The organism is Aeromonas sp. QDB68 (assembly GCF_027707405.1).
In the GTDB taxonomy this organism is placed as follows: Bacteria; Pseudomonadota; Gammaproteobacteria; order Enterobacterales; family Aeromonadaceae; genus Aeromonas; species Aeromonas caviae.
Genome location: NZ_JAPCIQ010000123.1, coordinates 1 through 8,337, shown reverse-complemented (window position 1 = coordinate 8,337; position 8,337 = coordinate 1). Strand labels below are relative to the sequence as shown.

The window sequence follows — 8,337 nt, the reverse complement described above, 5'->3', positions numbered from 1 at the left end:
CGGTAGTTCAGTCGGTTAGAATACCGGCCTGTCACGCCGGGGGTCGCGGGTTCGAGTCCCGTCCGCTCCGCCACTAATTTGAAAGGCCTTCCTGAATGGGAAGGCCTTTTTGCTTTCTGGCGTCTGGATAAGGGCTCAGGGAACAAGAGGCAACCACCAGGGCTGCGACTTGCCACTGACAACTCGATCCCGCTCTGTTGTCCTTTGTGCTTGAGCCGGACTTTGTCCGTCTCTGCGTCCGTTATGCCACTAACAAGAAGCCCAGTCGACAGACTGGGCTTTTTTCGTCTCCACGGTCTCCTCTTCGATCTTCGCAGCAGAAGCATTGCCTTCTTGAGCCGTGAGCTTGCTAGTAATAGACGCAGAGCCAGACCGTTGTCTCGGTCGGATGGGTCCACTCCACCCGGTGCTGAAGGTGCGCCGGGATGTTGATGTAATCCCCCGGCCCCAGATGGACGCGTTCCTGTACCCCGGTATCCGGTGTGATGAAGACCAGGATGGCCTCTCCCTGCACCAGCAATACCCATTCGTGTTCATCCTGATCGAACCACTCTCCGGTAGGGGTCTGCTGCCCCTGGGAGAGAATGCGCTCGATACGAACATTGTTGGTACTGACCAGATCCGCGAACACTTCACTGGGCAGGGGGGAGGGGATCTGGCCAAGCAGGTTGCCTGTGTGCATGGGCTTCTCTCCGGTAGATGGGAACGTGGCTAGCTAAGAGTGTAGAAGCTTGGGATGGGCCTCTCTCATGGAAAATGAGGCCTCCAACGAGCCTTTTTATGAAAAACTTCGGGGAAATGGGGGCTTATCCGCTGCAATCTCGTCAAATTCTTGCTATTTTGCGCGCCAGCAAGCAAACGATTTCCTTCACACTTTCAGGATGAACTATGGCAACGCAACAAACGACGGCCCGCGCCGGCAATGGCGGGTTTCTGGATTCCTATTTCTCCATCAGCCAGCGTGGCAGCACGGTGCGACAGGAGCTGCTGGCCGGGTTGACCACCTTCCTGGCGATGGTCTACAGCATCATCGTCGTGCCGAACATGCTGGGCGCAGCCGGTTTTGAGCAGGGCCCGGTGTTTGTGGCGACCTGTCTGATCGCCACCTTCGGCTCCCTGCTGATGGGGCTCTGGGCCAAGCTGCCGATGGCCATCGGTTGTGCCATCTCTCTCACCGCCTTTACCGCCTTCAGCCTGGTGCTGGGTCAGGGGCTGAGCATTCCGGTCGCCCTTGGCGCCATCTTCCTGATGGGGGTGCTGTTCACCCTGATCAGCGTCACCGGCGTGCGCCAGTGGATCCTGGACAACCTTCCCTCCGGCATCGCCCACGGTACCGGCATCGGTATCGGCCTGTTCCTGCTGCTGATCGCCACCAACGGGGTCGGCATGGTGATCAAGAATGAAGGAGCGGGCCTGCCGGTGCAGCTCGGCGAGATCACTGCCTTCCCGGTCATCATGACGGTGCTGGGTCTGGCTGCCATCTTCGGCCTGGAGCGCCGCAAGGTGCCGGGCGGCATCCTGATGGTGATCATCGCCATCTCCATCCTCGGTCTCATCTTCGATCCGAAAGTGACCTGGCAGGGCTTCTTCGCCATGCCGAGCCTGAGTGGCGAGAATGGCTCCCTGGTGGGCAGCATGGATCTGCTGGGCGCCCTCAATCCGGTGGTGATTCCGACCGTGTTGGCGCTGGTGATGACCGCCGTGTTTGACGCCACCGGCACCATCCGTGCCGTGGCCGGTCAGGCTGGCCTCATCAACGAGCGTGGTCACATCATCAGCGGTGGCAAGGCCCTGACTGCGGACTCCGTCAGCAGCATGGTGGCGGGCGTGGTAGGTGGTGCTCCGGCAGCCGTCTACATCGAATCCGCCGCAGGGACCGCTGCCGGCGGCAAGACAGGTCTGACCGCCACCCTGGTCGGCGTGCTCTTCCTGCTGATGATCTTCCTCTCCCCGCTGAGCTATCTGGTACCGGCCTACGCCACCGCACCGGCCCTGATGTATGTGGGCCTGCTGATGCTGGGCAACGTCACCAAGCTGGACTTCAACGACTCGGTCGATGCCCTCTCCGGCATGCTGTGCGCCGTCTTCATCGTGCTCACCTGCAACATCGTCACCGGCATCATGTTAGGCTTCGTGGCCCTGGTGGTCGGCCGCCTGTTTGCCGCCGAGTGGAAGAAGCTCAACATCGGCACCGTCATCATCGCCGTGGCCTTGGTGATCTTCTACGCCGGTGGCTGGGCCATCTAATCTTCACACTATCGAGAAGGGCCCTGCGGGGCCCTTTTTCATGGCTGTGAGGCGGCTAACACTTTCCCGGATCTTCCCCATCCGCTCGTTTCAGATTGAAACGTCAGGCTTTGTTTGCTGTTTCAGATCCGAACCGAAACCCCTGTCATTTTTATCCCCCTGTGGCTCGCTAGACTGGCTGCATCAACCATCTGTCCACCCGTGTGGTGGCAAGCCAAGGAGTGAGCCATGAAGAAGCTGATCAACGCTGTCGATGCCGTGGTCCGTGAACAACTGATGGGGATGGCTGCTGCCCACCCCGAGCTCAAGGTGCGAATCGAACCCCACTACATCACCCGCGCCGACGCCCCCGTGACGGGCAAGGTGGCGCTGGTCTCCGGTGGCGGCAGCGGCCACGAGCCCATGCACGGTGGCTTGGTGGGCAAAGGAATGCTGGATGGTGCCTGCCCCGGCGAGATCTTCACGTCCCCGACCCCGGATCAGATGTACGAGTGCGGTCAGGCCGTCGACGGCGGCGCGGGCGTGCTGTTTCTGGTGAAGAACTACACCGGCGACGTGCTCAACTTCGAGACCGCGGTCGAGCTGCTGCACGGTGACGGGGTCAAGGTGGGCTTCGCCCTCATTGATGACGACGTGGCGGTGAAGGACAGCCTCTACACCGCTGGCCGCCGTGGGGTTGCCACGACAGTGCTGTGCGAGAAGCTGGTCGGTGCCGCCGCCGAGGCGGGCTACGATCTGGCGCGTTGTGAGGCGCTGGCCCGCCGGATCAACAACCAGAGCCGCACCATAGGCGTGGCCATGCATGCCTGCACCGTCCCTGCTGCCGGCAAGCCCTCCTTCACCCTGGCTGACAACGAGGTGGAGTTCGGCGTGGGCATTCACGGCGAACCCGGCATCGAGCGCCGTCCCTTCACCGACCTCAACGCCCTGGTGGACGACATGTTCAAGGAGCTGACCGACAACAGCCCCTATGGCCGCACCCTGCGCCACTGGGACAGAGCCACCGGCAGCTGGCAGGAAGAGCACACCTTTATTGAGCCGCTCAATGGGGGTGACAGGGTCATCGTCCTGGTCAACAGCCTCGGCGGCACCTCTGTCTCCGAGCTCTACGGCGTCTATGGTCGCCTCGCCACCCTGTGTGAAGAGGCGGGCATCCACCTGGTGCGCAACCTCATCGGCCCCTACTGCACCTCTCTCGACATGACCGGCATCTCCATCACCCTGCTCAAGGTGGATGACGAGCTGATGACCCTGTGGGATGCCCCCGTTCACACCCCGGCCCTGCGGCGCGGCTGCTGAGGAATATTCATGTTAAGCAAGCATCAGATCGTCAACTGGCTGCTCGACTGCGAGCATATCTTCACCGAGCAGCGTGACTACCTCACGGCGCTGGATACCGACATCGGTGACGCCGACCACGGCCTCAACATGCAGCGCGGCTTTGCCAAGGTGGCGGAGAAGCTGCCCGCGGTGGCGGACAAGGACATCGGCCAGGTGCTCAAAACTACCGGCATGACGTTGCTCTCCTCGGTCGGCGGCGCCAGCGGCCCCCTCTACGGCACCTTCTTCATCCGGGCGGCGGCCAGCAGCGATGCCTGCCAGAGCCTGACCCTCGGCCAGCTCGGCAAGATGCTGAGCGACTGGGTGGAGGGGATCGTCTCCCGTGGCCGTGCCGAGCCGGGTGACAAGACCATGTGCGACGCCTGGTGGCCCGCTCTGGCCGCCCTGCAGCAGGCTGAACAACAGGGCCTGCCGCTCCCCGAGGCGCTGGACAAGGCGGTGGCTGCCGCCACAGCCGGCACCGAGGCCACCATCCAGATGCAGGCCCGCAAGGGGCGCGCCAGCTATCTTGGTGAGCGCAGCATCGGCCATCAGGATGCGGGGGCCACCTCGACCCTGCTGCTGCTGACCGCCCTGCGTGACAGAGCGAGGTTGTGACATGATCGGCATCGTAGTGGTCTCTCACAGCGCCATGCTTGCGGCCGGTTTGAAAGCCCTGGCCGATCAGCTGGGCAGCCCGGCGAAACTGTTGCTGGCGGCCGGGGTCGATGACCCCGCCCATCCCATCGGCACCGACGCCATCGCCGTGATGAGTGCGATGGAAGAGGCGGATGACGGCAGCGGGGTGCTGGTGCTGATGGACTTGGGCAGCGCCCTCCTGAGCGCCGAGACCGCCCTCGAGCTGCTGCCCCCCGAGCTGAGCGCCCGGGTGCGGCTCAGCCCCGCTCCGCTGGTCGAGGGCACTCTGGCGGCGGTGGTGGCCGCTGGCGCAGGCCTGACGCTGGACGAGGTCGCCGCCGAGGCGCTTGGCGCCCTGGGCCCGAAACAGGGAATGCTGCCTGCCAGTGCGGCGCAGGCCACCACGGAGGCAGCCCCCGTTGCCGACGACGGCTGGCTGCGCTGCGAGGTGGTGGTCGATAACCCCCACGGCCTGCATGTGCGCCCCGCCGCCCGGCTGGTGGCGGCACTCAGGCCCTTTGCCGCCGAACTCAGGCTGCAAAAGGGGGAGAAAGAGGCGAATCCCCGCAGCCTGAGCCGGCTCGCCATGCTCGATGTGCGCCAGGGGGACAGGCTCATCCTGCTGGCGCAAGGGGAGGATGCCGGGGCGGCGCTGAGCTGCTTCCAGCAACTGGCGCGGGATCGCTTCGGCGACTGAAACATTCCCCCATCCGGGCCCCGTCACGACGGGGCCCGCTTTTTTTGAGGGGCGTTCTGGTCAGTGGTGGTAGTCGGCGGGATCGATGTCGAGCAGTTTGAGCCGCCGACAGAGGGTGGTGCGGCTGATCCCGAGCTGGCGCGCCATCTGGCTGACCTGGCCATTGCTGGCACGGGCGGCCCGCAGGATCGCCTGATGCTCCAGCTCCGCCAGGGTGAGCCGCGGCTGCCCCACCACCTCGTCCACCAGCAGGCAATGGCCCTGGCGGATGGCGGCCGGGAGCGCCCGGGGCGGGATCTGTGCCTCACTGCAATGAAGCTGGGCGTACTCGATGGCGCTGCGCAGCTCCCCCAGGTTGCCGGGCCAGGGGTAGGCCAGCAGGCAGTCGAGGGCGTCAGAGGTGAACTGGCGCCCCGGCTCGCCCCCCTGCACCGTCAGGTGCTGGCGGATGAGTCCGGGCAGATCGGCGCGGCGCTCCCGCAGGCTCGGCAGCCAGAGTTCGCACCCTTGCAGCGCATAGAGCAGCTGGCGACCGAATTCTCCCTCCTGCACCCGCTGCTCCAGCGGGGCGCTGCTGGTCGCGATGATCCTCACCCTGAGGGGCAGGCACTCCACCTGCTCCAGCACTAGCGTGCCACCGTGAGCCAGCTCGAACTTGCCGGCCCGCTCCTGCCCCGCCTCGTCGGACCCCATGAGTTCCAGCGCCATCCGCTCCCTCGGCCATGCCTGGCAGTTGAAGATGACCAGGGGGCCGGCGGCTCGCTCGCTGCCAAAGTGGATGGCCTCCGCCAGCTGGGCCTTGCCCACCTCCTCCTCCCCTCGCAGCAGGACGGGGCCCTGTCCCCTGGCCGCCTGGCGGGCGTGGCGCAGCAGTTTGCGCATGGCGCTCGACTCCCCCACCAGGGCGGAGAGCTCGGGCACCGTCTGGCGCAATTGATGAATGGCGCGCAATCGATCGGTGGGATGGAGCAGGACGATGAAGCTGACCCCGTCCGGCCCCGGGAGGGGCTTGAGGCTCACCATGGCGTCGATGAAGGCCTCGCCCCGGGTCTCCCGCCGCTCCAGCGTCACCTCCACATGGCTCAGGGGAGCCATCTCCGCGATGGCCAGACGCAGGCGCTGGGGCAACAGCAGATGGTGATCGAGGGGCTGGCCCAGGCAGAAAGCCGGGTCGAGTTGCAGCCGACTGGCCGCCAGGGCGTTGAGGTAGCGCAGCCGCCCCTGGGGATCCCAGGCCAGCACGCCGTCTTCCATGCCATCCAACAGGGCATAGAGCTCGCTCAAATGGTGCTGGGACTCCTGCATCAGGCGCTCCATCTGCAGCAGATTGGCCAGCTCACGGCCGGCGCTGACGGTGAGCGCGAGATCCCCCGGCGCGGCCTCTTCCACCCGGCAGATCAGGGCCACGATCGCCACCTGGCGACCGGTGCTGTTGTAGACGGGGCTTGCACAGCAGTGCCAGGGGTGCAGACTCTGGTTGAAGTGCTGGGGGCCGCTGACGCAGAGCGGCACCCCCTCCAGGGCCGCCAGGTTGACGGCATTGGTGCCGATGCGTCCCTCGCTGAAAAACGCGCCTGGGCCAAAACCGAGTGCCGCCAGCGCCTGCAGGGTATCGGGGTGGCCGGTCCGGGCCAGCAGGCAACCGCTCTCGTCGGTGAGCAGCAGGGCGCAGGGGCGCCCCTCCATGAACTCGTAGAGATCCTCCAGCGCCATCTCGCCGGTAGTGAGCAGGTCCCGCTTGCGCTGGCGCAGGCTCTCCAGGGTCTGTCCTCTGGCGCAGTGGGGAGGATGCCAGAGGGACGCGCTGGTCTGGTGGGCACAGCGCAGCCAGGAGGCCTGCAGGTGCTCGGGCCAGGACGAGAGGGGCTGGGGGACGGATGGCATGGTCACGGCGATATCCGGCAAAAGGGAAGGGGTCATTTAATCACCCTTGCCGCCCTGATTCAGTGACCGCTCTCAGAGTGTCGCGTCCTGGTCCCGGGTGGCAGCCTCTGCAGCAAACTGCTGCTGGAGCCAGTGGCTCACCGCCCGGCACTGGGGACTGCCTTCGCTCTCCTGATGGATCAGCAGATGGTCTGCTCGGTCATGTTCGGCGTGTCGTCGTTGGTGAAGAACCAGAGATCGATGCCCGGAGACCGGAGGTCGGCCAGCCGGGGCGCAAGATAGTGCAGATAGACATAGACCCGGTGGCGGCGGCATTCACTGCATCACCCTCCATCAACCTGCCTGATCTTACGCGCAGGCTGCCTCTGGCGGTGTGACGCAGGACAAGGGGCGCCTCGGCGCCCCTTGTCCTTGCTGGCGTTCCATGGCGCCTCGCTCAGATCCCCGTCATGCCGATCTCGTCGAGCTGGACGTGAGGGGGTTGGCGCAGGGTGTAGAGCACGGCCTCGGCCAGATCCTCCACCTGCAGCCAGCCGGGCTTGCGATCAGCGGCGCAAGCCGGGGGCGGCACCTGCACCAGTCCGGGACAGAGGGTGTGGACCCGGATGCCCTGGTGTTGCACCTCTTCCCGCAGTGCCCGGGCGAACCCCAGCACCGCAAACTTGGCGGCGCAGTAGACACTGGCCCTGGCATAGCCGTACCTGGCGGCCTGGGAGGCGATATTGATGACGGTGCCGTGGCGGTTTGCCAGCATGTCCGGCAGGCAGGCCCGGGTCAGCAGGAAGGTGCCCTTGGCACAGGTATCCATCACCCTGTCCCACTCCGATTCCGGCAGATCCTGCACCAGGTGGTCGCTGCCGACCCCGCTGTTGTTGATGAGCAGATCGATGGGGCCGAGCCGCTCCCGGATCCGGGCATGGCCGTCCCGCACCTGATCGCCGTCGCACACATCCAGCGCCAGTGCCATGACTCGCACCCCGTATCGCGCCTCCAGTCTGGCCGCTTTCTGCTCCAGCAGCCCCCGGCGGCGGGAAGCCAGGATCAGCTCCACCCCCTGGCTGGCCAGGGCCTCGGCGATGGCCAGTCCGATGCCGCTGGCGCCGCCGCTGATGAGGGCCCGTGTTGCTCTCAGTTCGTTCATCTTGTGTTCTCCTCCAATGGTGCAGGCATTGTGGCGGGCGCCTTCGGCAGGGAACAGGGGAGGGGAAGGAGTGATTCGAACCCTGGTTCGTGTTTTGGCGTTCAGGTTCGAACTTTGGTTCTAAACGCCGCGACCGGCCGTCGGTTCGATTAGCCGTAAGGGGTAATCGGACGTTCGCGTAAATCAATGCTCCCGCTATAACAGCCATCCATATTTCCCTGCTGACAGATGCCGCTGATTCATGGACACACTGGACAGCGGCATCTCGATCGTCCGATTACGCTTCGCTAATCGAACCAACATGGGACGGTAATAAACAAAAGAGCCGCCCTGGGGCGCAATGCTGTTCACTTAAGCGGAGCCGCATTGCGATTTACCGGAAAACGGGTCTTTGATATCTTCACCGCCC

At 64.9% G+C, this 8,337-nt stretch carries 7 protein-coding genes; 4 read left to right on the top strand and 3 right to left on the bottom strand.

Translation table 11 applies throughout. From position 1 onward, the window contains the following. Positions 1-349: 349 nt before the first annotated feature. Positions 350-682, bottom strand: a complete 333-nt coding sequence (locus PG892_RS20325) for a cupin domain-containing protein (RefSeq protein ID WP_010675945.1) — start codon at positions 680-682, stop codon at positions 350-352. A 206-nt stretch (positions 683-888) separates the two neighbouring features. Between PG892_RS20325 and PG892_RS20320 the strand changes: the two genes are divergently transcribed. From PG892_RS20320 to dhaM, 4 genes are all read left to right on the top strand, one after another. Then, positions 889-2,247 carry an NCS2 family permease gene (locus PG892_RS20320; RefSeq protein ID WP_270825776.1) on the top strand — a complete coding sequence of 453 codons (1,359 nt, stop codon included), beginning with the start codon at positions 889-891 and terminating at the stop codon, positions 2,245-2,247. 228 nt (positions 2,248-2,475) lie between these two features. Further along, positions 2,476-3,546, top strand: coding sequence for a dihydroxyacetone kinase subunit DhaK (gene dhaK / locus PG892_RS20315; protein ID WP_257707775.1), 1,071 nt, complete (start codon positions 2,476-2,478; stop codon positions 3,544-3,546). Between the two features lie 9 nt (positions 3,547-3,555). Then, on the top strand, positions 3,556-4,185 hold the full coding sequence (gene dhaL / locus PG892_RS20310; RefSeq protein WP_270825775.1) for a dihydroxyacetone kinase subunit DhaL: 630 nt from the start codon (positions 3,556-3,558) through the stop codon (positions 4,183-4,185). 1 nt (position 4,186) lies between these two features. Further along, positions 4,187-4,903, top strand: a complete 717-nt coding sequence (gene dhaM / locus PG892_RS20305) for a dihydroxyacetone kinase phosphoryl donor subunit DhaM (RefSeq protein WP_223917264.1) — start codon at positions 4,187-4,189, stop codon at positions 4,901-4,903. Positions 4,904-4,963: 60 nt separating this feature from the next. Here dhaM and dhaR read toward each other — a convergent pair whose 3' ends face one another. Together dhaR and PG892_RS20295 are read right to left on the bottom strand one after the other, a co-directional pair. After that, on the bottom strand, positions 4,964-6,787 hold the full coding sequence (dhaR, locus tag PG892_RS20300) for a dihydroxyacetone kinase operon transcriptional regulator DhaR (protein WP_223917268.1): 1,824 nt from the start codon (positions 6,785-6,787) through the stop codon (positions 4,964-4,966). 436 nt (positions 6,788-7,223) lie between these two features. Continuing rightward, entirely contained in the window at positions 7,224-7,928 is a 705-nt protein-coding gene (locus PG892_RS20295) for an SDR family oxidoreductase (protein ID WP_223917266.1), read from the bottom strand. Positions 7,929-8,337 lie beyond the last annotated feature (409 nt).